The following is a 22,859-nucleotide window of genomic DNA, read 5'->3' as shown; positions in this document are numbered from 1 at the left end:
ACCTGCCCTTCAGGAGACCGCGGAGTGGACCAGCCTGGCGACGGCGCCTCCTTCAATCCAGCCTCAAAGCTCGACGGCGTCTCGCGGCGCCAGACGAAACAGATCGAATCCCAGAGCCGGCCTAGCGCAGCGCTGATCCATGAGACAATCCGCGCCGAGGGTGAGCAGGAACTGGAACGGCGATGGTGGGCCATCGTGCTGTCCGGCCTCGCCGCCGGCCTTTCGATGGGATTGTCCCTGATTGTCCAGGGCGAGTTTCACGCGCTGATTTCCGACGAGGCCACCCGACGGCTGGTGGCTCCGCTCGGCTACACGGTCGGTTTCCTGGTCGTGGTGCTGGGACGGCAGCAGCTCTTCACCGAGAACACCCTGACGCCGATGCTGCCGCTGTTGCACAACAGGGATCTCGGCACGCTTGGGAGCGTGATCAAGCTTTGGGGCCTGGTCCTCGCCTCCAACATCGCAGGAACCTGGGCCGTTGGATCCGTGCTCGCGCACACCAGCATCTTCGAACCCCGCATCGTGGGCGCCTTCGTCGATCTCAGCCGCCACACCATCGAGGGTACGTTCGCGACGACCCTTGTCCGGGCGATCTTTGCCGGCTGGCTGATCGCCTTGATGGCGTGGCTACTGCCTGCCGTGAAGGGATCGCGCCCGCACCTCGTCGTCGTGATGACCTATGTGGTCGCGCTCGGCCAGTTCGCGCACATCATCGCGGGCTCGGTCGAGTGCGCCTTCCTGGTGCAGAGCGGCCTGGCGTCGCTCTCGCAATATGCCTCGGACTTCTTCGTACCGACACTCCTCGGCAATATTCTGGGCGGAACGACCCTCGTGGCCCTGCTGAACTACGGACAGGTCGCCCCCGAAATCCGCGACCACAGGGAGTAAAGAGCCTGCACAAAAGCTGCCGCCTCGACAGGAACGATGGGCCCGAGCCGAGCTTGCCTCGGCAAATCAACGCGCGCCGACGAGCAGGATCAATCATGAGCACCGATACCAAGAGCCCATTCGACAAGGACCCGGCCGAAGGATCACGCGACATCATCGATCGTGAATTGCAGCGTGCCGAAGATACCGCCAACAACAAGGTCGATCATCTCCCCGGCGTGAAGGTCAGCGGGCAGCCCCAGGGCGGCGCAGTCGATCGTGCCCGGAAGCAGCGCGAGGAGAAGGACAGCAAACAGGAATAGAGCCGCTCTGCCGACCCGAAACGCACCCGGTTATCGCAAGGCCGCCCGCTCCAAGCTCCAGCCGTCACCGGGACCGACTTGACGGTCAAAGTCGGTCAATCAAGATGCATCAATTGTTGGGATGGAGCGGGTGAAGGGAATCGAACCCTCGTATTCAGCTTGGAAGTCTCGAAATACTGTAGTGTCTTCAAAGGCTATTCTGACATTTTCGGCGTTTTTTGACCCATTGAGATCACTACGGCGGGTCAACCCGGAGCTCCCCTCGCCGACGCCGGCTAAAGGTTATGATGAGCCGATTCACTCAAGGCCCGCCAAACGGCTTCGGTCGCTCCAGCGGGACGAAAGCGCTCAAATGGGCTGGGTAGGTCGACGCGCCGCCGCCGATGGTCGTGCCCGTGCTGATGCTCAAGTAGACGTCCTTCACTCCTCTGGGCGTTTCGAGCAAGATCCAGTTCTTGCTTAAGTCCCCTATCCCGATAGTCGTAAAGCGCATTGACTTGCCGAACTGCGAACAGGAGATGGGCTTTTCGGTCGTAAACGAATTCCAGGGGCCATGCAGAGTACCCGATCTGCCGCCGGTCTTCGGAAGGGTCAAGCCGAAGCCTAGGCCGACCGCCGCATAGACGTAGGTGCACTTCAAATTGTTTTCCGTGTCCCATATGGAGAACAACGCGCTGGCAAACGCAATCCCGGCTCCGGCCCTGCCCTTGACGATGCGCTTGATGGCCGCTCTCGCTGCAAACGAGATCGAACCGTCGACCTCAAGCAGCATGGCTATCTTGAAATTTCGACTGACCTTTGGCTTCGGCGGAACGGGTCGCGGCAAGTCTGGCTTTATGATCGGTTCGAAATAGACCTTAGGCAGAACCCAAAGGACCACTGATCTATCGTTGTCTTCGTCCAGCCTGTGATTTGCCGTCTGCGTATTGCCGATGGCGTGCGTCTGCATTTGCTCCGGGCGGATGCCCATCTCTGACAGAGACCGCGCGACCGTAATGACGCGGTTGGCTGATGTCGTCATATTCCAATCAGCCGTACCGATCCGGCTCGCGGATCCCGTCATCCAGATCTGACCAGCGTCGTGCTCCACCAGGGGAACCACCTTGTTCTTCAGAAATTCGAAGTGCTCTGTCTTCAAGCCCCGAAACTGGTAGCCGGCAAAGTCATCGAAATCGAAATTCCAAAGCCGCGCGTGCAAAACCCCCACTCCCGAAAAATCCAGATCGACGTCAACCTTGCCCGGACCGGTTTTGTGGAACATTCTCTTCGACCTGCAATCGACAAATAGGAACTCGTCGGTGATCGTCCGGACGGCCGCAGGACCACCTTGTTTTAGTGCAGGCAGGAAAAGAGAAGTTCAAATCGACAGCTGCAACGAAGGTTGTGACCTTGCTCCCATTTCGATCTGGCACCGAAGGAGTATGCGCTTGTGCAATACGCGACATCACTGTCGCGATCGGAGCAGCTACGATATAAGAGAGTCGCGATAGGACGGGCCCTGGAATTCGTACAGCACGACGACTTTGCGCGATCGCCCTAGACTTGGAGGGCCGCTACCCAACCACGTTAAATCGGCAGTGCATCTGGATAGTACGTTTGCCGGCTTGTTCTGCGTCTGCCTGATCGCCCATCAAAAATAGAGCGAAACGGTAAGCGTCGTCTAGCGCAGCTGCAATATCCCGGAAGCACTTGACATGGTCGTTGGTGATCTCATCGTTGGGGTCATTTGCATATTAATTGCGGATGGCTTTTCCCAAAGCGGGAGAAGTGGTTACCAGCGTGATCGCAATCATGGACTCTTGCGCCGAACGCCTGGATTGGAGCGACGAGGATCTCGCGAATAGGAACGAAGGCGCGCAACGTGCAGAACGACGGAGCTGACAAATTCTGCGGCCGGCCACGGACTTATCCACCAAATCGCTTGACCAGCTTTGAACCCTTGGCTGCATCAATCTGCTGGCCCGTCAGGTCAGAACCGACGCTCAATCCTATCGTCATGAGGTTCTTGACACGCCGCGCCGCCTGCTTCTCATTGGAATAGTCGATCTCGACGTGATCGAGGCTCATTAGATGGCCGAGCTCGTGAGCCCAGGCGCGTCCATTGGCGTGGTCATTGCCATACCATTGGACGAAGCTTGCCGGCTCCGGTTGGCTATTGGGGTATGAGCTTCCACCGGCGGCCAGATTTTCAATCGAATTGACGAGGTAGATGTGGACGGCATTGTCCGGATCGTGCCGAGAGGCAAGAACACCCAGCAATCGCTGGTCATTGCTGCGCGCGCTCTTTGCCATGTCGAGCGGCTTCTCCATCAAGCAATCGCTGATCACGAACGCGATCTTGGCCTTTGACCAGATCGTATTGACCACGTCGAGCGCCTTCTTGGCTGTCTCGCTGCTCCATTGCCCGGGCTCAACGCTCCCCCTATCGGCAAATGGCGTGATGTAAATCCTCAACGGAATGGGCATCAACTTCTCCAAAGTTCGGAATTGCGATTGTATCTCCGTACGCTATCGTTCGAAATAGAGCGGCTTATATTCAGGGCTTTCTGATTAAGTCGGCTGGCGACTTGCGCACTGACGACTTCCGGCAGCGGCCACCGACGCGATCGACTGGTCGACCAAGGCCCGCCTTCGCGACTCGGAGACTGGTTCCCTCGTTGCGAAGGAGCAGTTGCCGGGGCGAGCGTCCGGCAGGAACCTGAAGATCGAGCACCGGGGACCATGGAAAGCCGAACTGACGGGCTCCTGACCTCCGCGCAAGCTGTAACCGAGAGATTGACCCGCAAGCCGGCGTCCTAGACTTCACGTCCCCTCGATCTGCCGACCGCGGAATCTTCGTTTGAACTAAGCCAGAGGCTCTGCTGCACTGCCGCGAACACGCCTTAAGTGCAATAATCCTATAATTTCAAAAGCTTAATTCGCCAGCGCGAGACATCGATACTGGCGGGTGCCCATCATCCTCATGAAACGGCACACAGCGCCGGCCCGCGATTTCTTCCGTGCCGTTTGAACGCGAGCGCAGTGCCAGACAACACATAGGAATGGATCGGGCTCGAAACTGGTACTGTACGGAGATAGGCCAGCGGCCAGTGGCGTGTGAATTCAGTAATCATGCCTTACGCGGCCATCTTCGCGACGTTATCATTCGATGAGCATAGGTTGGGTGTTCGCCATGAGGTTATACAGGCACCTTCGAGTTTTGCTTCTTCTTGCCGCTTCGCTGTTACTGGCAGCCCAGCCAGCCTGGGCGACAAAGCGCGTGGCTTTGGTGGTTGGCAATGCCAACTATCAGAATGCCCCTCTGCTCCCAAACCCGGCCAACGACGCTGCCGCCATCACTGAAACCTTGAAGGGCGCAGGTTTCGATGTGGTTGACTCAAGGCTCAACCTCGCCGCGACCGATATGCGGCGGGCCCTGAGAGAATTCGCCGATCAGGCGCGCAATGCGGACATAGCCCTGGTGTACTATGCTGGCCACGGCATCGAGATCGACGGGACAAACTATCTGATCCCGACCGACGCCAGACTCGAACGTGACACTGATATTTATGACGAAGCATTCTCACTCGACCGCGTCCTGCTGGCAATCGAGCCTGCGAGACAGTTGCGCGTGGTGATCGTCGACGCGTGCCGCAACAATCCGTTTGCCGATTCGATGAAGCGTACAGTTGCCTCTCGATCAATCAGCCGCGGGCTGGCCAGGGTCGAACCCGCCGTCTCCAACACGCTGATCGCGTTTGCCGCGAAAGCCGGACTAACCGCCCTCGATGGCAACAGCAAGAATAGTCCGTATGCGACGGCTCTCGTAAAGTACATCGCAAAGCCGGGGCTCGACTTGCGTAGGGCCTTCGGCTTCGTCCGCGATGATGTCTTGCAAGCCACCGGCAACCGACAGGAGCCCTATGTCTACGGCTCGCTGGGCGGCGAAGACGTTGCACTTGTTCCCGCTGCCAAGGCTGATGAGCCGGTGCAAGCAGCCAACCCCCAGGCAGAAATTCGTCGTGATTACGAATTGGCCTTGCAACTACGCAACAAGCCCGCTCTGGACGCGTTCCTGAACCAGCATCCGGACGGATACTACGCAAATCTTGCCAAGCTGCAGCTTAATCAGCTCGATGCTGAGGACGCACGCGTCGCGGCAACAGCGAAGGCGCAGCAGGCGGAACAGCAGAAAACTCGGCTGATGTCGCAGGGCGCCCAGCGTGCCGACCAAGAGAAGGCGGCCGCGGATCTGAAGGCTGCGGAAGACGCCCGAATTGCCGCCGAGAAGGCGAAGCAGGCCGCGCAGGAGCAGGCCACCGAGGCAGAACGGAAACGAATTGCGTCCGAATCTACAATCGTTGCGGCTCTCTCCGGGAATAAGCCGGCTGTTGGGAGTGCCTTCGCGGACAATCCTACAGTCGCTGCGCTGGCTGACGACAATACGCCGCCAAAGCTTGCCGCACTCAGCGCCGAGCCGCGCCAGACCGATATCGCAAAAGCCGATATCACCAAATCCGTACAAAGCGAATTGAACCGCGTCGGCTGCTTCACCGGTAGCGTAGATGGCCAATGGAATGCAGCCTCCCAGCGCTCCTTGGCTCTCTTCAACCAGCACGCGGGAACCAAATTTGACGCCAAGCTCGCAAGTCTCGACGCGCTTGACGCAATCAAGCTCAAGCCGTCCCGCGTCTGTCCCCTGATCTGTGATCATGGCTACAAGGCTGCCGGCGACCACTGCAGCAGAATCTCCTGTGCAAGGGGCTCGTTCCTCAACGACGACAATGAATGCGAGAAACAGCGCGCCAGGCCCGTCAATGCCGCCAAGAGCAATGACAGTCAGCGGCAGGATCGGCCATTGCGTCAGCGGGCGCAGGCGAGCGCAGGCGGCTATGGCGCTGCGGTGGGCCATGCGACGGCCAGTCCTCAGATCATATGCAACGCCAGCAGCTGCCGTCCGGTCCAGCGCGGCTGCCATCTCGAATATCGCGGCGGTGGCGGGCCAGGCAACGAGGCCAATGTCGAGGTATGCCATTAGCCTCACCGCTCCTACACAACTGCGCGCTGGCACGGCGCCGAGTTGTCACGGCGCGTCGGAGCCATCAGGCCCGGTGGATTTAGGATCGCAAGCATGGCAAGTGGCCGAGCTAACGTCAGAGTCCCAAGCCTGATGTGGCCGAATCGGAGCGACCTGCGTGGTTGCGTGTGAGCTTGAGCAAAAGGACGCCAACGCCTTTCCTGGGGTGACGCTCTTCACGAAGCGGCAGGCGCCCGGCATGAAACCAACGGCGGTTTATCTTCCGCCAAAGCACCCAACAGCCGCCACCAAGTTCGATGTCGTGATCTGGCTTCACGGCTTCTACGTCAAAAACCATGAATTCCTTTTCCACAACGATCCAGCGCTGCTGCGCGAACAGGTCCGGGATTCCGGCAAGGACGTGGTGCTCATCGCGCCCTTCCTGGGCTACGAATATGCTGTGGGCAACACCTTTGCCGGAAACTACAGCGTGTCCGACCTGGCCACCGCGAACTGGGGTGAACGCTATCTCGAGGAGATCCTTGGAGCTCTGGCCAGGTTCCTGGGTATCTCCTCGACGTCCATTCCTCAGCTCCAGATCGGCAAGCTCATCATCGCATGCCACTCCGGCGGTGGTAACGGCATGCGCAATCTCGTCGGGAGCCTCGGAAAGTATCAGGGGAAGCTGACGGCTTGTTGGGGATTTGATTGCCTTTACGGTGCCAATGCGCGGCCCGACGATGCGACCTTTTGGTACCAGTGGCTATCTGGGCAGAGCGGCCACGCCCTCGAGATCGTGTATGGTCCGTCAACTCTCCCGCAATCGGTGAAGCTGGACCTGATCGGGCGCGGGCTGGCGACGGCCGATGGCAATCAAACCCAGCCTCAGCGCCCTGCCCTCAAGAATATCAACGTAAGCTTGGGTCATTACGACCTGTTCCCGGCATTTGGACAGATGGTCAGGGTCAACGATCTTGACGCGGCTTTCGTGGATCGCTTCATGATACCGCAGGTCGCGGACCAACCGCGGCATAAGCCTGCGCCGCTGGACGGGGAATTCCTCCAGCACGCGATTTCCAACATTCGCAGTGCTTTTCCCTTTCCAAAGGACATTCATTACATGATCGCCCGCGGTGGCTTCTTCAGCCGACTGAGCAAGCTATAGCCCCAAGCCTCACAGGACTCACTTGATGGAATAGGATTTGACGTCGAACGACCAATTGTTCGTCACAAGCTTTCCGCTGCTGTTGTCCGGCACGCGCAGCTCACTGGTCCAGGCCGATAGATAGCTCAACGCGTCCGCCTGACCTTCCAGCTTGCGAGGCATGTCCGGCAAATCGAGCAATTGCACGCGCAGCTCGCTCAGGATGGCGATCATCACTGCGGACCCCGTCGGCGGTGCGACGACATATTCAAAACCACGCTGCCGCGCCGCCGGAGCAGGGACGACAAATTCGACACCCGGCTTGACGAGATTAATGTCGCGTTCGTTCGACTGCGCCAATAGCTCGGGGGTCGGAAAGATCTGGGACATCCGCCCTTCCGAGTCGACGTCAACCAGAATGAGATATCCAGGCCTCCTGGCGGTGACGCCGAACGAGACCTTGGCGCCGACGTTGACGGTCTGACTCGGCAGGATCTGAAGGGACACACTCGCGGTATTGGTCTGCCTGCGCACCGCTTGTGCGGGCCAAAGCCAAGGTACGTACGTCGTGCCGATATGCAACGCCCCCGTCGGCAACGGTGCTGCGGACGCAGGTCCGCTGCCCGCCTGTAGCAGCAGGAATGCGAACCATGCTCGCTGGCGGCGGATCGACTGCGATGACGGCATGGCGTGCTCCCCTAAGAGTCAGGGAGCACTGAAGAAGCCGATCGAGGCGATTCGCGCGTCCGCGGGCAAGTAACGCTCGAGACTCTTGATCACCTGCCCCGAGGCGCGACGCCGGTTGAACTGTACTAGGGCTGTCTCAAGCTCGACCATGCGTTGCTGCGAAGTCACCGCAACGATCTGTTCCGCACCGAACGGCTCGCCGACCCTGAGCGGTAGGCGCAAACTCGCCGATCTGGCCAACGCCGCATCAGCACCCACCGGATACAACAATTGGATGGTGCCGTCGCCGGACACATTGAACAGCAGCACCGCCCTTGATGCCACATCAGATAGGTCAACTTCGATGGTCTGGCCAGCACGTTGTTGGCGATCGTCTGGCCAAATACGCATCACCTGCGGCGACCGTGTCGCAATGCGCTTGAGTTCACGAATTGCCGCAGTCCTATCAATCACCGTCGGCAGGCTGGCAACGTCCATCCCGTAGGCGACCACATCACCCCAAGCGATCACGTCGTGCGACACAGGATCCCATATCAGGTCGGGATTGTCCGTCGGTTGAACAGCCTGCACGGAAACATCTTTTGGCTTCACGCTTACAAAATAGCTAGTCTTGCCGTCCAGCGCCGCCAGCCGGATTGGTGCAACGAGGCGTAGAGGCCCCGGCGCGCCGGCGATCGGAAGTTCCTTGGCCGCGCCCGCAAGGGTCGGAATGGTTGGAGCCTTGGCCGTGACAGCCGGCGGTGCGGGCGCCTGTCCATCGACGGGCACCCCGGCTCCGGCCTGACCCGAGGCCGCTCTCGCGGCCGGCCCCTGAATCAGCACGACACCGCGCGTCAATCCGAAGGCGACGTCGGTATCCGGCGTCTGAGCTGGCGATGATACAGTCACGATATTCTGGCGCTGGTCCGAGAGCTGATAGACCACCTGCCGAACGTTGCTGAAAAGCTCCTTAAGCGTCACCTTCCCATCGTGATTGATGTCCGCGCTACCTTCCACCGCACGCGCGACCGCATAGCTGAGAGCCCCGCGTAGGCCATCGATGCCAGGGATGCGGACTTCCGGCGCTTTGGTGTAGCGGTCCACCGCGGCCAGAAACGCCGTGTGGTCAAGGTCAAGTTCAGACTTCGGATCGTTGCTGTCCGACACCGGCTTCAGTTCGTCGACCAGCAACGTGTAGCGCGGGACCTGCCGGAAGCTCATCTCAGCGGCACGCGGATCGATGTCGCGCACCATACCGCCACCGTGGCAGGTGTCAGCCACGAAGATCACCCTCGCTCCGCGCAGCTCGAACTGCCGTATGAAATGGTTGAACTCGCTGCCCAGAACCCGCTCAACGGACCCGGTTGGCGTGGTTTCAAAGCCTGGCAGCAGGAACACGTTCTCCATCCCGTCCGGCTCCGCGCCCTTGACGCGCTCCGGCTCCTGGGTGCCATGGCCGGCGATCGACAGAAAGATGAGGTCGTTGTTCTTGGTCCGCTCCACCAGTGCACTGATCTCGCGCAGGACGCCTGCCCTGTCGGCCTGCGCGTTAGTCAGTTCGACGACGTCGCCAACCCCCATGGATTTAAGGCTGGTCACGATGTCCGTAGCGTCAGCGACCGCACCCTTCAATTTGCGCACGTGCTGGTAGTCGTCGATCCCGATCACGAGCGCACGCACCGCCGCCCCATCTGGATTGCTGAGCGACAAATCTCCTGCCGCATGCGCCCGCGGGATTGTCAGTCCGATCAACGCGGCGAGCCCGATGGTGGCGCACAGCCGCCCGATCCCGCAGTCAAGTCCTCTGGGCATCCGCATCGTGATCCACCTCGACATCATGCCTACCCATTTTGTAGCTCTGGCGACACACTGGGTTCAGCGCCTTTTGCCTGCCGTTTTGCGGCCCGCCGGCGGTTGTTCAGTCTGCTCCTGATAGGCGCCCGCTGAAACCGTCGTCTGATCATCCGCGAACGCTCGAAAGCGGACCGGAACATAGCCGCGCGCGAGCAAGCTCGCCAATGGATAGACGTTGCGACAGACGCGGCCGTTGCAGCCACCGGTCGAGGATTCCATCACCTCGGCCTTGCGATCAGGCGTGAACCGCAGGAACAGCATCACATGCGAGCCTGGCTTGTTCAGCGCATCGCCGGGCCTCAGGTCCCAAGGATTTGCCACGGGCGCAGCGATCGCGGGGATAGCTGCAGTCGTATAGTGGACGGAGAGCCCCCACGCGGCGCTGACGAATGCCGAACAGTCGACGCCCGCCACATCGGGCCGTGGCGCATTGCGGGTGCACACATTGCCAGCCAGCGTTCCGCTCTCGATCCGCTGCCGGAAGTTCGCGAGCGAACCGTGGCAGCCCCAGCAATACGGTACGCCGCGCACCTCCTGGTTCACTTTTCCCTGCAGATACCACGGCCGACGAACACGGCTGAAGCCGCTGCATTGGCTGTCGGGATCGTTGCCGTAGTTCGCCTGCGTCAGCTTCCACTGGATACCCTCGAACGCAAACGCGGTCTCGATCGCCTGCTGGCGATTGGACGGCCTCACGGCGGCCGAAGCGTCAAATTTGACGCCGGATTGTGGTGCCGGCGCCGTCGTCGTTCGCGACGGCCGCACGTCGATAATCGAGGCATTGGTCAGAGGTCGGAACCCGACGCCAATCACTTCGATACCGTCCGGCTTGGTTCGCAGGAAATAGACATCGCCACTGCCCGACACCGTGACGAACCGTCTGGTCAGCGGCGTATTTTCCAGAGGAAGCTCATAGATTCCCTCGAGACGCCCGTTCGCGGCATAGCGTGCGACGAACGTGGAGGCGTTCTTTCCTGATGGCGGAACGTCCTCGGCCAGCACGTAGAAGCGGTCGCTGTTGTCGATCTCGAGAAACTCCACCGTGCCGAGCTGGTTGCGCACGCGCAGGCCGAGTTGGCCGATGGTTTCGTTGGTGACCATGGTCTGGATCTCGACCCGGACGCTGGCATTGCCCTTGTCCGGAATGATGTCGGCGATCACCGAGCCCTTGCTTCGAGAAGCCACGTATTGCCGGTCAGGCTGCCGGGTCGTCCTGATGATGGCCGCGCGGGTGTTCTGATCGAGCAGGTCCGCCGCGCTGCCGGGTGCCTGCGATCCCATCTGGGCGAAAGCGGAGACGGCAACCTGGTCGTCTGCTCCACGGCTCGAGACCTCCTCAAGCTGGATCACGTCACCGCCGAGTCCGCGCGTGGATTGCCCCGGCGCCGCCTTCAGCGTCCGTACGCCACCGTCCCAAACCATTATGTCGTCCTCATGGACGACGAGATCGGTCGGCTGGACGTCTTTCGGCATCTTGAGGACGTCGGGATCGGAGTTTGGCTGTTTCGGGTCAAACTGGATGATGCGACCGTTGATCTGATCGAGCAAAAACAGGTTGCCCTGCCCGTCGGCGCTGAGTGCTTGCGGTCCCGCGAGTTCCACGTCCTCGCTGGCCGGGACTATGCCGACCATGGAAGCAGCCGAACCGCCGGTAAAGCTGCGTACGACAGTATCGTCGGCGTGCGCCTTGGTTCCGAAAATGCCCGCGCTAACGATGAAGACCCAGATCCAATGTTTTGGACGAAGCATATTCGCCTCAATGTACCCCGAACCGATCGCCGCGTCGGATCGACTAATCCGAGATGCCGTTGATGCCGCGCGTCAATTAGTGGTGAGCAATCTCAATCGCGTTCAATTCTATCACTGGACGGTGATAGTCCGAAATTTCTTCAGCTTGCCGAGGAAAACCATGGCCCGGAATAGATTTGAGCAAGTGAACGAAGTCCAGCCCGACGCGGTCACGCTGCTCCTGAAACGCGACAGTGACGGTGCCTCCGGAGCGATCGTGCTGCCTGCCGCCGCGAGCCAAGGGCGGCTGACCACCGACCAGGTCAGCGCGCAATTGCCGGCTCAGGATGCTTTTCGCGGCGCGATCCGGCTGGCTAACGACGTCAAGCTCGCGCTCGTGGTGTGCGATCCAGACGGGGTCTGGAAGCCCGAGTGGGGCGATCTTTATCAACCGATCGATTGACCCGCATCGGATGGAGCCGGCAAATGCTGCGACGCCGCATACAGACTAGCTTGCCGAACGGACCCTCCGCCCGACTGTCGTTCCTTATACGGGCCCTGATGGTCGCGCTGCTCGTTGCGACAGGCTGGCCGGCACGCGCCAACGACTCGGCTGCGGAATTGTCGATCGGTGGGCTCCAGTTCGTACGCACCAATGACGTGGCCATGGAGAGCGAGAACCTTCGTATCACGCTCGACAGAATCAGCGTTCGCTACCAATTCGCCAACCTCACCGCCAAGCCGGTCACGCTTAATGTTGCCTTTCCGCTGCCCGACATCGACCTGTCGGAGGCTGAGAATGTTGCATTGCCGTCAAGTGATCCGATCAACTTCGTCGAATTCGAGACCAAGGTCGATGGCAACCTGGCGCCGCTGACCGTCGATCAGCGCGCCATGGTTGGCAACAGGGATGTCAGTGCCCTGCTCCGCGAACTCAAGTTGCCGCTGCTGCCGATTGGTGGCCGCGAGATCCGGGTGACCGACCTGCCCGCGGCGACCCGGACCCGGCTTGTGGACGACGGACTTCTGATGCCTGCCGGAATGAGCGACAACGGTCGCCAGCAATATGCGCCGGGGTGGACCGTCAAGACCTCGGCTGTGCGCCAGCAGTTGTTTCCGCCCGTGCGCAGCGTCACGGTCGAACACCAGTACCGGCCGAGCGTCGGCTCCAGTCCTGACACCATTCTGCGCTCGAGCCTGCGCCGCAGCAGCGCACTCGGTCAGGAAGTTGCGCGTTACCGGAAAGAATACTGCATCCAGGATACGTTCCTTGCCGAGCTCGACAAGCGCACGGGCAATAACCAGACCAACGGCGCAAATCTCCAGGAGCGGCGCATATCGTACGTGCTCAAGACCGGCGCGAATTGGGCTGGGCCGATCCGGTCATTCAAGCTGACTATCGACCCAGGCGGCAGCGACCGCTTGGTGAGCTTCTGTCCTGGGCGGCTAAAGGCATCGTCCGCTACTGGAAACACGCTTGAATATACGGCAAGCGACTTCAAGCCGGATGCCGACCTGAAAATCCTGGTGATCGGAACATTCTGAGCGTGCCGGTCAATTGGTGAGCAGCACGTAGCGCACGGCCGCGATGACAGTCATCTTATTGCGCTGAGCCTCGCTTAGCGCCTGCAGGAAGAACGTGTCGGCGGCGATCGGTCGCGGCTGGCGCAACGAGTCGAGAACCTGCGGGACCGCCACGACCAATAGCAGTTGCGGACCGCTCGCGCGCGCTGTCGGGAGCGTAAACGAAAGTGAGTCGATGCCCGGCTTCAGAAGATAAGACAGGCTCTGAACTTCGCCGCGATCAGATACCATCAGGAGCTCCACCACGCGGTTGGCAAAGTTCTCGATGGTCCCATTGAGGGTTTCACCGCCCTTCAGCTCTGTCGCTGACAAGGTGATGCGTGGCATTCGCGCCTGATCGCTCCCGACCTGACTCAAGAACTTGACGGCTGGGCATTGCGCCTGGGTCACTTGCCTGACGCCGATCGAAGCCTCGAAACCCTGCTCACGCCGAAACGCTTTGTCGAACGTGTCGAATGGGACGGTCGAGGCACCGAACCCTTCGATGACAGCGGCATTTGGGCTCACGGCAATCGGCAACACGAAGAAGCAGTCACCGCCGGAATATTGGGCCACGTATTTGCGGATGCGCTCGGCGCGCCCTGGCCCATCGAGTGCCGGAGACTGCGTCGCCGTCGGCTGCGCGGGCAACTTCTCCGGCTCTTGGCGTCCGGGCTGTGGTCCAGCGGGCTCGACCTTCGGCGGCGCCATTGCTCCGGCGAGTTTCGGGGGTGGCGACAAGACCGCGGTGCCTGGCGCTGACCAAACCAGCTTGTAGAAGGCATATCCACCACCGCCGACCAGCAGCAACAATGCCGCGGCGCCCGCCCCCAGCCAGAGGCGGCGCGGACTCCGCGCGATCTCCGGCATCCTGTCCTGCGGCGCCGGCGACGCGCTTTCCGGCCGCCGCAGCGGATCGAAGCCATATAACGGCGCGGCCGGCGTCTGGGCGGAACCGGTTGGCGTCCAGCTGGCGACCTCCCCCATAGTGGGGCGCAATGCCGGATCAGGCTGCAGCATCCGCTCCAGCAAAGGTCGGATGCGCATATCCACACCACCGAGATCGGGCACACGCCGGCGCTTCTCCACCAGTTGAAATTGGCTGCCGCCCATGTCGAGTTTCTGTCCGGTCAGCGCATGGAACAGCACAAGACCGAGGCTGTAGACATCGGATTTCGCAGTCACGTCATTGCCGTACAACCCTACTTGCTCCGGCGATGCGTAGTTGTCCTTGCCGGCGAAGCCCGAGCCGATGATGGTTTTGTCGCCCATTTGGGTCGACCGAGCGATGCCGAAGTCGATGATCTTGGCCCGACTGACGTCGTCGAGCGGAATGATGATGTTGTCCGGAGACACGTCGCGATGGATGATGCCGTGCTCATGTGCGGCCTCCAGTCCCAATGCGACACGCTGCCTCAGCCTGATCAGCGCCTCGAAGGTCAACGGCCCATCATCGAGCATGTTCGAGAGCGAGCGGCCATTCACGAACTCCATCGCGAGATAAGGTCGCTGCAGCACCGGCTCGACGGTAAACAGGAAGTAGCGAACGATCGCGTCGTGCGGAAGATTGTGGAGTGCCGCGGCCTCTCGACGGAACAGCGCGAGCGCGGCCTCGTTATCAACCACGTCGGGCAGTAGCATTTTCACCGCAATAGGCGATCCAGTCTGGATCTCACGGCATTTGTAGACCTCACCCATGCCGCCCGCGCCGATCATCGCTTCGATCTCGTAAATGCCATTGAGACGGGTGCCGGGCGGCACGCCGTGATAGGACGATCGGAACGGATCGCTCGGACTCATGGTTGCGGCTCCCGATTGAGCGGAGATCTTGTCGTCCCCTGAGATCGTGGCGTCAGTAGTCGCACGATCACAATCGTCAAATTGTCAAGCCCGCCACGATCAAGAGCCAGCGCGAGCATGTCATCGCAAGCCGCCTGGGCGCGTCGCGTAGCCGCGTGCTGCAGGATCTCGTCGTCCTGCACGTGCCTGGTCAGGCCATCGCTGCAGATCACGAAGATATCTTCTGGCTCGGCCGGGCCTGTCACCACCTCGAATTCCGGATCATCGGCGACACCGACGGCACGCGTAATGGCATTGCTCGGCCAATCATTCACGTCTTCGCGCGACAGCGCACCTTTTGCGATCAGCTCCTCCAGTTCGCTGTGATCATGCGAGACCTGGCGAATTGCGCCGCGACTAATAAGGTAGACCCGGCTGTCACCCGCCCATATGCAGGCATAGTAGTTATCGCGAACGAGCAGAACCGCCGCTGTTGTCCCGACGGTGGCACCCTGTCGTTCATGACTAAGCGCCAGTATCTGCTGGTTTGCGCTGAAAAGCCGCTCCTCGCATTCCGCCAGCAGGTCTGCGGCTGATTCTGGTGTAGCGATAGCGTCGAGCGACTGCACTACGATGCGACTGGCGAGATCACCGGCCTCGTGCCCCCCCATGCCGTCGGCGACCGCCCACAGACCAACGTCGGTTCGTACCAAACATGAATCCTCGTTCCGCTCCCGCACGCGTCCGGCATGGGTGACGCTGCCAACATCGAACAAGGACGGAATATGCACCATCGCGCGTCATCCATTCCCGGATGCCGCGGGTCCGAGATCACCGGTCAGCAGCGTGACGTAGTGAAACGGATCTGGCAATCCGCGACAACTCAGCGCCATTGGCGGGAAGCCTTCCCCTCCGGCGGTCCACCAGAAGCTAGCCGCGGCGTAGACCTGTGGGTTGGCAGCGCAAAGTGCTGCAAACGACGCCGCGAAGGCTTCGACCGCCGAAGCCCTCCCCATTGCCGCAGTACCAAGCGACGTGACCGGCGGATCGCCGGTGATGGTCTCCTGCAGTCGTGGCACCGAAAGCCGATCCAATGCATCGGAGATCTGCTCGAAGGTTGCGGCCCGATCCAGGGTCGAAAGCAGGAACGCCTCCACTTGCCCGAACCATTCGTCCTGCGGATCAATGCTCGGCGGCGGCAGCGAGACGGCCTCGCCGGTCACCGCATGCAGGGTCAAGGGATAGTATCGCCCCACCCCATCGAGCGAGGGCATGATCGCACCCGCCACTGTCGTGCCGCAGATCGCGGCGCCGAGCCAAAACCGCCAGACCGGCGCGGTCAGAAAGGCCTGTTGCCATCCTGGGCCAAGCTGGTGGCGACTTGCTGACAGCGCAGCCTGTACCCACGGCTCCCAGGCTTCCAGGAAGCTGCGCGGGGTCGCGATCGCGATGAAATCGCGCTTCGCACCGATTTTGCCGAATATCCCGCAACGCATGGTCATATCCCGGTCGGGCAACGAAACTCGCGCAGCACTGACAGGTTCAGCGGGTTGCGCAACGATCCGGTCGAAATTTGATAGTTGAGCTCGCGCCCGGCGACGATGAAACTCGCGCTGGCCGTTTCCGCTTTCACCACTAACGAGCCCGCCTCCAACATCCGAAACAACGACCAGGGACCAATGCGCTCAAGTACGGATGGCGGGCCGGTATCGTTACTGACTGAAATTGCCGTTCGCGGCGCTGGGCCCGGCCATAGGATAGTAGTCGGCGAGTTGGTCTGCGGCTGTGGCGGTGGCGTAGGTTGCGGCCCGCCGAACAAGGACGGAGGGGCCGATCCGGCAATGGTTGGGCTCGCAATTGTGGTGCCACCGATCTCGGTCTTAACTGTCACGCCTGGTCCCGGTGCCCCAGGGGGTCGGATCGCGAATGAAACGGCGGGCACACCGCCGCCCGTCTGGAAGAACGCATCCCGGATATAAGCCGCATTCTGGAATTGTTTGAGCGTCTCGGGCGAGAACGACCGACCAACGGGGCTCTCCTTTCGCCAAGCCCAGTCCGACCGCGACGTGTCGGCATAAGGTGCCAGGTACTGGGTGAAGAACCTGTCCATAACGCCATTCGGACTGAACAATTTGGCAAAATCCGCGAGCGGAACTTCCTGGCCGCTGCCGCGGATAAACGGGTAGCGATTAGTCACGGTCTGTTGGCAGACCGGCGTGACCTGATCGCGCAACGTTTGCAGGATTTGTCCGGCGGTTGAAGCCGCGATGCTACCTTCGAACTCCGCGGCTGCTGCTCGCAACATATCGGAGAATGGCGGCGGCATGCGCGAGGCGTTGTTGCGGAGCGCTGCGACCTGGTTCTGGAGCGCAGCTGTGGCTTGTGCGGTCAGTTGGGGATTCTCGATGATCAGCGTCAGGTTCTGCGCGATGTCGTTCAGGTTCGCGACGGTCGAGTCGATTGGCCGGCGGGTGCTCTCGCCTTCGAGCGCTGCGTGGTAAGGCTTGAACTGTGCTTCGATCATCGTGCCAGGCGGTCCATCCTGAGCATTCGTGAAGAGTGCTGGCGCCGATGCGGCAGCTGGCGCCGAAGCGCTCTTCGCCCGTTCCTTGGTCAGCACCGTCTCGTCGCGCACCGACTCCAGAATTTGCCGCATCGGCGAGGTCGGCGCCGAAAGCGCCCGAAGCACCTCATATTTCGGTTTGTCGGCGAGCAGCTTCTTCAGGCGCAGGCTCCCGAGCGCCGTTCGCCAGGTCGTCACGAAATCGTTTGAATAGATGCTGAGCAGATCGCCGGCCAGATTGTCGTACTGCTGGTTGATGGCCGACTGCTGGCCGGCATCCCCCAAAACCCATCGCTCCCGCTTCATCCGCTCAGACAATCCGGACAGCCGGGCGACGAACTTCTGATGGAAGCCGTTATACGTGAAGAACTCAGGTACCCGCACGGCGTCCAAAGGCTGCCCGGTCGTGGTTTCGAACACGACACCCATGTCGGGTCCGCCATGGCGGCCGGCGATCCAGTCGCCGGCGATCGACGCGCGAGCCTCCGATTTCAGAAACTCGTACGCTCGTTGCGACACGTTCAGGCGCGCCAAGGAGTTCTGGGCCTGCTTGATCAACCGGCCGTCGAGTTCGACCAAGGGCGGCTGTTCGGTCTCGAGGTCGAACATTGCCACGAGGTTCTCGTCGAGCAGACGCCGCCCTTCTGCGTTGGTGGCGCCAGGATAGAGATTATCCGCCCAGTCACGTTGCATCCAGGAGCGGATCAACTCGCGATCCGGCGACTGCAGGCCACCGATCATCAGATAGACCTTGAGCGCCTCATAGACGAAGGCAGGCTCGTTTATGCGCGCATTGAGCTGCTCTTCCAGGCGATACAGCAGGCGCGGTCGGAACATGCGTTCAAGCGCGGTGTGATAGGCCGCTTTCGAGGGCGACAGCAGCCGGGCGCGCTGACTGAGCCCGTAGCGAGCCGACAGAGGCACCGATTCGCCGCGCGATCCGTAGCCCGCCGGGGCGTTGCGAAGCCGGTAGAGTAGCGGCAGCACCTTGTCGAGATCATGATCGGCAATCAACGTCTGCTTGATAAGTGCCGCGCCGGCGGTTGCATACTCGCTATCCGCCTGCAGGCTTTGCTCGATCAAATCGGCGTTCCGCTTGTAGCTCACCAGCCAAGCTGCGATCAGCCCGATCGAGACCAGACCGATCAATGACAGGGCTGCGGTCTTCAGGACCAGCGCGCGGCGCACCGCGGCACGGTCAGTCGAGACCCAGTCGGCCTCGCCGATGATGACCTTGGAAATCAGATCGGCAAGGAAGAAGCTCTTGCCCGTGCCCGAATAGGATCCGGAACCGACTTCCTCAGCGCCGAACGTGCGCGCCAGCGACCCGATCAATTGATCGATCGGCGTGCCCTGCTGCGTACCCGAAGTAAAGTAGAATCCGCGCAGGTTCGCGTTCACGTGATAGCGCGTCGGCTCGAAGATCAGGTTGAGGAAATCGTGGATCTGAGGCTTGAGCCGCGCCATCTGTGCCGGAAAACCGAACAATTGCACGCGGTGCTGGGGCGTCGGCTCGTCCTGCAGACGGTCGAGCGTCTCTTCGCTCAGGCGCTCCAGCAGACGGTCGAACTCGAACGGGATCTGCCCAACCAGATTCTGGGTCTTGTCGGCGGTCTGGAACGTGGCACCCCAGACTTGACGGCGGCCGGCCTCCCCGAGATAGGCGAAATACTCGGTGAAGCCGGCAACGAGATCCGCTTTGGTAAATAGCGCGTAGACTGGGAAGCTGACCTTGAGTCTCTGATGCAGCTCGAGCAGGCGCATCCTGATGGCATCGGCATGAAGTGCGAGCTCCTGCTTCGGCAGCGTCAGGATGTCTTCGATACTGATGGCGACAAGAACGCCGTTGATCGGTTGGCGCGACCGGCTTTTCTTCAGGATGTCCAGGAACGCCAGCCAGCTGTCCTTGTCGGCCTTGCTGTTGGAGTCCTGGGTGGTGTAGCGGCCGGCGGTATCGATCAGCACCGCCTCCTCTGTAAACCACCAATCGCAGTAGCGGGTACCGCCGACCCCTGCGATCGCCGCGGGCGTTGCCCCGCGCGCGAGCGGAAATTTGAGCCCGGAATTGACAAGCGCCGTGGTCTTGCCGGCGCCGGGCGGACCGATGATGACGTACCAGGGGAGATCGTAGAGATAGCCCGACTTGTTGCCGCTGGCGGTCTTCAGCGTCGCGAGCGCATCCTTCATGCGCTCCTTGAGCACTGGTTCATCGCTGACGGGCTGGTCTGCACCAGCGATACCATCGGCAATCTCCTTGGCACCCTTGCGCCGCTTGAACAGATTGAGGCCAACGATGCCTGCCACGGCCGTGGTGAGCAGCAGAATAGCGATCTGCCGGACGATATGGTTCTCCAGCGGCCGCCAATCGCCGAATGCGATGAAGGGACCGGCGAAATAGATCACCGCTCCGAGCGAGCTGAGCCCGACCCCGTAGAGAACGATGCGAAGAATGTCCTTGGCAAGCATCTAACCGTACCCGTCGCAAAACCACCTGATCCGGCGGTGTGTGCCTATTCGCTGCGTTCGATAAAGATCTCGACGCGCCGGTTCTTGGCACGTCCCTCCGGCGTTGTGTTGTTGGCAATCGGCGCATCTGCTCCCTTGCCCTCGACGTCGACGCGCGAACCATCGTTCAAGCCAGGTTTCAGTGCCGCGGCAACCGCCTTGGCGCGCTCGACCGACAACTCGAAATTGGTCGGGAAGCGGACTGTGCGGATCGGCGAACTGTCAGTATGGCCGACGACCCGGATCCGTCCCGGCTCCTTGTCGAGGGTTGCTGCGACGCGGAGAGCGATCGGCTTAAAGCCGTCGAGGATGGTCGCTTGGCCCGACGCAAACAAGGCCAGGTCGCAGACCCTGATCACGATGAAGCTGGGGGTCTGGTCCGCCGTCATGGCGCAGGCGGTGTTCTCCTTCGCGAGTGCATTGCGGATGCGTTGCAACTGGGTAATGCGATCCGGCGGCGGCGGAGGCGGCGGCGGTGGGGGTGGTGCAACGACCTGACGCTTGAGTTCGATCGGACCGGCCGGATGGAGCGCGAGCGCCACCTCAGCAGCATTCTCTGCCCGTCCAGCGAGGAGCGTCCGCAGAACGAAATAGGACCCGGTCAGCAGCGCGGCGACCACGGCTGCCACGAGCCAAACCGGAACACGCAGACGCTGCCGGCGCCCCGCCAGCGCCTGCCCGCGCCAGTTGGGCGACAGGTCGCTCATCGTTTTCGGTCTAACCCGGCGCAGCAATTCATAGAGGTTGCGCTGGATCAGTTGCAGGTTCGCAAGTCCGCCCCCTGACGTCCGGTGGATGCCCTGAAAACCAAGCGCAAGGCAGGCGTGCTGAAGTTCGAGGACCGGATAGTTGACCAGTGGATCAACCTTCAAATGGTCGAGGATCTCAAAGAAACGGACGCCGCCGACACGCTCGCCGAAGAACCGGCTCAGCATCGAATATTGCGTCCAGACGTGACGCTCTTCGGTTGGGATGTGCTGCACGATATCGTCAGCAGTGGCACACAGGATGTATTTTGCTGTGTTGGCCTGGTGCTCGGAAATGCCCGCTGAACGGATGTCCTTCTCAAAGAATTTGATCGCGTCTGCGACCTGCTCCATCAGGCTGGCGAATGACGCTCGCATGAGCGCCACACGCAACCGACCGAGCAGTTGCAGCAACGGGCCCGCAGCGCGCATCACCGGATTGGCATTTGGCGCGACCAGATCGTCAACGCGCAACGGCGGCCCTGGCGGCATCAAGGGTTGCGGCACCTGGCCTTGCGCGGGTGTCGAAATCCATTCCTCGGCTGGATGGCTGGCCGGCGCGGAGGCGTAGTTCGAGCCCTGTGGAACGGGCGAAAAGGATGGTGGTGGGGCCGGCGTGCCGGGAGAGGGTACGGGTGATGGCGAATAGGCTGGGCGTGCTGCGGGCCCCCCACCCGGCGGAGGTTGAGAGATCGGCGCCGGCGGCAACTTCCCGCCGGGGTTGGGACGGATGATCGTCCGTTCGCCCCGCCCGAAAGGATTGACCGGCTTGTCCTTGTCGCTCATGGCCTGTCTTCCAGGATAGCCCAAAGATACAGCTCAAGCTCGGGCCAGTCGCCGGAAAAATGCATTCCGATCGACGCAGCCGTACTGAACTCGGGCCACAGCGGTGACTTGCGGTCGAGATAGAAATAGACGTGATCCGTGATGGCCCGGATATGCGGCGGCGGCGTCGGCAAATGCGCCAACGTGAGGCCCGGCAGGTTTGCGTGCACGATCTCGTTCATCTTTGTGTTCGGCCCGACCTTGAACAGGTGCGGGAAATCGTTCTGGATCTCCACAAGCGGCCGCCGTGCGGCAACTTCCAGCACCAGGGTCGCATTTCGGAATAGCGCTCGATCGCGGATCGGCGATACGAACGCATTCTGTGCGCGCTCGATGATCTCCAGGCGGATCGCCCGCCGACCCAGCCGCGCGCTCAAGAAGTCCTGGATGTCGCTCACCAAGGGTGTGAAGACGTTCTCGAGATCGTCGTGATTGTACGCCGGATAGTTGCGCGCCCGCCGTTCCGCCGTGGAAAACGTCGCAAGTTCACCCGCGAACCTCAGCAATTCCTCGTACAGGCGCTCCGGGTGAACGCTGCCGGAGCGCTGGAAATGAGTCAGCACGGGAATGGTACGGTTCAGCACTTGCAGGACCAGATAGTCGACGCTCTGCAACCCACCACCGGATGACGGATCGACGGCGTAACGCGCCAACTCGTCGAGTTTAGTCTCAACCCAGCCGATGATGCGGTTGAGCCAGCCATCGATGATCGGATGCGCGGCGCAGACCAGCATCGGCGGCACGAACTTGTCGTCGAACAGGATGTTCTTGTCGCGCACCTCCAGAATGCGCGCGATGCCCAGGCCCATGTATCCGGGCTTGCTCGTCTTGCGCAGTTCGAAAGACAGGCGCGGATAAGCGATGTCGATCTCTTCCTCGATGCGGAGCGCCGAGGTCGAGTCGATGAAGGTTTCCGAAGTGCGAACATAACGACTGGCGCTGTCGGTGCGGTCCTCGTCGACCTCGCGGGTGTTTGGCGCCGCGACCGGCATCATCAGCCAGACGATCTGGCCTGCAGCCGTCTCCGGCACCTCGATCGATTCGGGTATTGGGCTGTCCGCAGGGATATCGAACGGCGTACCGTCCGGCATGAGGCCGGACGCACTGCGCACCGCGAATTTGCTCTGTTCGGTAAGATCCCTATCGATCTCTAGCTCGGCAAAGCCCCAAGGGTATGGTGTCGTGTAGCGAACGCGCTTTTCCAGCAAGTGTTCGATGTAGCGGTCGTTCTGCTGCAGATGATGCGGCCGCAGAAACAAACCTTCCGACCAGAAGACCTTGCTGTACCAAGACATTCCTA

At 61.1% G+C, this 22,859-nt stretch carries 17 protein-coding genes; 6 read left to right on the top strand and 11 right to left on the bottom strand.

Annotation, left to right across the window (positions count from 1 at the left end; translation table 11 throughout):
* The first annotated feature begins 24 nt into the window (after positions 1-24).
* Together IVB54_RS16270 and IVB54_RS16265 are read left to right on the top strand one after the other, a co-directional pair.
* The gene (locus IVB54_RS16270) at positions 25-888 is read left to right on the top strand and encodes a formate/nitrite transporter family protein (protein WP_204511540.1); all 864 of its coding nucleotides are present in this window, start codon (positions 25-27) and stop codon (positions 886-888) included.
* 95 nt (positions 889-983) lie between these two features.
* Positions 984-1,190 (top strand): hypothetical protein, encoded by a 207-nt coding sequence (locus IVB54_RS16265; RefSeq protein WP_018457613.1) that lies wholly within the window; start codon positions 984-986, stop codon positions 1,188-1,190.
* 301 nt (positions 1,191-1,491) lie between these two features.
* Here the strand turns inward: IVB54_RS16265 and IVB54_RS16260 are convergent, their stop codons facing one another.
* Complete coding sequence (locus tag IVB54_RS16260) at positions 1,492-2,451, bottom strand: OmpA family protein (protein ID WP_018457614.1); 960 nt, start codon at positions 2,449-2,451, stop codon at positions 1,492-1,494.
* A gap of 644 nt (positions 2,452-3,095) precedes the next feature.
* Positions 3,096-3,656: a hypothetical protein gene (locus tag IVB54_RS16255; protein ID WP_026233406.1), complete on the bottom strand. Its 561-nt coding sequence runs from the start codon at positions 3,654-3,656 to the stop codon at positions 3,096-3,098.
* Positions 3,657-4,362: 706 nt separating this feature from the next.
* On the opposite strand from IVB54_RS16255, the gene IVB54_RS16250 reads away from it, so the two are divergent.
* Together IVB54_RS16250 and IVB54_RS16245 are read left to right on the top strand one after the other, a co-directional pair.
* Positions 4,363-6,207 carry a caspase family protein gene (locus IVB54_RS16250; protein ID WP_247362339.1) on the top strand — a complete coding sequence of 615 codons (1,845 nt, stop codon included), beginning with the start codon at positions 4,363-4,365 and terminating at the stop codon, positions 6,205-6,207.
* A 157-nt stretch (positions 6,208-6,364) separates the two neighbouring features.
* A complete protein-coding gene (locus IVB54_RS16245; protein WP_247777364.1) occupies positions 6,365-7,351 on the top strand; it encodes a hypothetical protein in 987 nt (328 codons plus the stop codon).
* Between the two features lie 18 nt (positions 7,352-7,369).
* On the opposite strand, the gene IVB54_RS16240 is transcribed toward IVB54_RS16245, so the two are convergent.
* Genes IVB54_RS16240 through IVB54_RS16230 form a run of 3 tightly spaced genes read right to left on the bottom strand, consistent with a single transcriptional unit; the run spans position 7,370 to position 11,599 of the window.
* A complete protein-coding gene (locus IVB54_RS16240; RefSeq protein WP_247362327.1) occupies positions 7,370-8,017 on the bottom strand; it encodes a DUF4384 domain-containing protein in 648 nt (215 codons plus the stop codon).
* 18 nt (positions 8,018-8,035) lie between these two features.
* A complete protein-coding gene (locus IVB54_RS16235; protein ID WP_247362325.1) occupies positions 8,036-9,814 on the bottom strand; it encodes a caspase family protein in 1,779 nt (592 codons plus the stop codon).
* Positions 9,815-9,871: 57 nt separating this feature from the next.
* Positions 9,872-11,599 carry a hypothetical protein gene (locus tag IVB54_RS16230; RefSeq protein WP_247362323.1) on the bottom strand — a complete coding sequence of 576 codons (1,728 nt, stop codon included), beginning with the start codon at positions 11,597-11,599 and terminating at the stop codon, positions 9,872-9,874.
* Here IVB54_RS16230 and IVB54_RS16225 point away from each other — a divergent pair.
* Positions 11,481-12,041: a hypothetical protein gene (locus IVB54_RS16225; protein ID WP_231191009.1), complete on the top strand. Its 561-nt coding sequence runs from the start codon at positions 11,481-11,483 to the stop codon at positions 12,039-12,041. The genes IVB54_RS16230 and IVB54_RS16225 overlap by 119 nt on opposite strands.
* Before the next feature lie 98 nt (positions 12,042-12,139).
* A complete protein-coding gene (locus IVB54_RS16220) occupies positions 12,140-13,123 on the top strand; it encodes a DUF4424 domain-containing protein (RefSeq protein WP_085383672.1) in 984 nt (327 codons plus the stop codon).
* 9 nt (positions 13,124-13,132) lie between these two features.
* On the opposite strand, the gene IVB54_RS16215 is transcribed toward IVB54_RS16220, so the two are convergent.
* Genes IVB54_RS16215 through tssK form a run of 6 tightly spaced genes read right to left on the bottom strand, consistent with a single transcriptional unit; the run spans position 13,133 to position 22,854 of the window.
* Positions 13,133-14,941: a serine/threonine-protein kinase gene (locus IVB54_RS16215; RefSeq protein ID WP_247362322.1), complete on the bottom strand. Its 1,809-nt coding sequence runs from the start codon at positions 14,939-14,941 to the stop codon at positions 13,133-13,135.
* Positions 14,938-15,714 carry a protein phosphatase 2C domain-containing protein gene (locus IVB54_RS16210; RefSeq protein WP_085348552.1) on the bottom strand — a complete coding sequence of 259 codons (777 nt, stop codon included), beginning with the start codon at positions 15,712-15,714 and terminating at the stop codon, positions 14,938-14,940. Before IVB54_RS16210 ends, IVB54_RS16215 begins: the two co-directional genes overlap by 4 nt.
* A 6-nt stretch (positions 15,715-15,720) precedes the next feature.
* On the bottom strand, positions 15,721-16,422 hold the full coding sequence (gene tagF / locus IVB54_RS16205) for a type VI secretion system-associated protein TagF (protein ID WP_018457625.1): 702 nt from the start codon (positions 16,420-16,422) through the stop codon (positions 15,721-15,723).
* A complete protein-coding gene (gene tssM / locus IVB54_RS16200; protein WP_247562914.1) occupies positions 16,419-19,949 on the bottom strand; it encodes a type VI secretion system membrane subunit TssM in 3,531 nt (1,176 codons plus the stop codon). Before tssM ends, tagF begins: the two co-directional genes overlap by 4 nt.
* Positions 19,950-19,993: 44 nt before the next feature.
* The gene (gene tssL, locus IVB54_RS16195; RefSeq protein WP_247362318.1) at positions 19,994-21,520 is read right to left on the bottom strand and encodes a type VI secretion system protein TssL, long form; all 1,527 of its coding nucleotides are present in this window, start codon (positions 21,518-21,520) and stop codon (positions 19,994-19,996) included.
* Complete coding sequence (gene tssK / locus IVB54_RS16190; protein ID WP_018457628.1) at positions 21,517-22,854, bottom strand: type VI secretion system baseplate subunit TssK; 1,338 nt, start codon at positions 22,852-22,854, stop codon at positions 21,517-21,519. Before tssK ends, tssL begins: the two co-directional genes overlap by 4 nt.
* Positions 22,855-22,859: the final 5 nt, after the last annotated feature.

Origin of the sequence: Bradyrhizobium sp. CW1 (assembly GCF_023100665.1) — a bacterium.
In the GTDB taxonomy this organism is placed as follows: Bacteria; Pseudomonadota; Alphaproteobacteria; order Rhizobiales; family Xanthobacteraceae; genus Bradyrhizobium; species Bradyrhizobium canariense_D.
Note: the sequence above shows the minus strand (reverse complement) of the source record. Positions and strands in the feature narration are given on the sequence as shown.

What these genes read in the sequence shown, in the direction of transcription:
- tagF (WP_018457625.1), bottom strand. Translation starts at nt 16,422, where the DNA reads ATGACCATGCGTTGCGGGATATTCGGCAAAATCGGTGCGAAGCGCGAT.
- IVB54_RS16215 (WP_247362322.1), bottom strand. Translation starts at nt 14,941, where the DNA reads ATGAGTCCGAGCGATCCGTTCCGATCGTCCTATCACGGCGTGCCGCCC.
- tssM (WP_247562914.1), bottom strand. Translation starts at nt 19,949, where the DNA reads ATGCTTGCCAAGGACATTCTTCGCATCGTTCTCTACGGGGTCGGGCTC.
- IVB54_RS16240 (WP_247362327.1), bottom strand. Translation starts at nt 8,017, where the DNA reads ATGCCGTCATCGCAGTCGATCCGCCGCCAGCGAGCATGGTTCGCATTC.
- IVB54_RS16225 (WP_231191009.1), top strand. Translation starts at nt 11,481, where the DNA reads ATGGAAGCAGCCGAACCGCCGGTAAAGCTGCGTACGACAGTATCGTCG.
- IVB54_RS16250 (WP_247362339.1), top strand. Translation starts at nt 4,363, where the DNA reads ATGAGGTTATACAGGCACCTTCGAGTTTTGCTTCTTCTTGCCGCTTCG.
- IVB54_RS16220 (WP_085383672.1), top strand. Translation starts at nt 12,140, where the DNA reads ATGGTCGCGCTGCTCGTTGCGACAGGCTGGCCGGCACGCGCCAACGAC.
- IVB54_RS16210 (WP_085348552.1), bottom strand. Translation starts at nt 15,714, where the DNA reads ATGGTGCATATTCCGTCCTTGTTCGATGTTGGCAGCGTCACCCATGCC.
- IVB54_RS16265 (WP_018457613.1), top strand. Translation starts at nt 984, where the DNA reads ATGAGCACCGATACCAAGAGCCCATTCGACAAGGACCCGGCCGAAGGA.
- tssK (WP_018457628.1), bottom strand. Translation starts at nt 22,854, where the DNA reads ATGTCTTGGTACAGCAAGGTCTTCTGGTCGGAAGGTTTGTTTCTGCGG.
- IVB54_RS16235 (WP_247362325.1), bottom strand. Translation starts at nt 9,814, where the DNA reads ATGCGGATGCCCAGAGGACTTGACTGCGGGATCGGGCGGCTGTGCGCC.
- IVB54_RS16260 (WP_018457614.1), bottom strand. Translation starts at nt 2,451, where the DNA reads ATGTTCCACAAAACCGGTCCGGGCAAGGTTGACGTCGATCTGGATTTT.
- IVB54_RS16230 (WP_247362323.1), bottom strand. Translation starts at nt 11,599, where the DNA reads ATGCTTCGTCCAAAACATTGGATCTGGGTCTTCATCGTTAGCGCGGGC.
- IVB54_RS16255 (WP_026233406.1), bottom strand. Translation starts at nt 3,656, where the DNA reads ATGCCCATTCCGTTGAGGATTTACATCACGCCATTTGCCGATAGGGGG.
- tssL (WP_247362318.1), bottom strand. Translation starts at nt 21,520, where the DNA reads ATGAGCGACAAGGACAAGCCGGTCAATCCTTTCGGGCGGGGCGAACGG.